This is a genomic window from Neisseria sp. HMSC070F02 (genome assembly GCF_001814225.1).
GTDB classification, from domain to species: Bacteria; Pseudomonadota; Gammaproteobacteria; order Burkholderiales; family Neisseriaceae; genus Neisseria; species Neisseria meningitidis.
Genome location: NZ_KV815469.1, coordinates 1 through 236, shown reverse-complemented (window position 1 = coordinate 236; position 236 = coordinate 1). Strand labels below are relative to the sequence as shown.

2 protein-coding genes are annotated in these 236 nt (G+C 52.1%); both read right to left on the bottom strand.

The genetic code is table 11. The annotated features are described in order from the left end of the window. Nucleotides 1–117 (bottom strand): glycosyltransferase family 25 protein (locus tag HMPREF2959_RS11310; RefSeq protein WP_148138172.1); only part of this gene is annotated, 117 nt, incomplete at its 3' end. 41 nt (nucleotides 118–158) lie between these two features. Further along, nucleotides 159–236 (bottom strand): lacto-N-neotetraose biosynthesis glycosyl transferase (locus HMPREF2959_RS07930; protein WP_070696652.1); only part of this gene is annotated, 78 nt, incomplete at its 5' end.

Here is a 236-nt window from a genome sequence, read left to right as displayed (position 1 = left end):
TTCAGACGGCATCAGTGCGTCGAAAAACTGAAACGGGATGCCGCGCGCGCCGAAGGTTGCGGCAATGTGCGCCCTGCGTTCTGCGGCGGAAGCTAAGCTGATAACGTGGTTTTGCATAATTTATCCTGTTTTTTGTCTGTTGGATAAAGCGGCGTTTTTCAACGGTTTTTCAGCAATCGGTGCAAAATGCCGAAGTATTGCCTCAAGGTAAACAGCCGCCGCATCCTGCCGTCTGC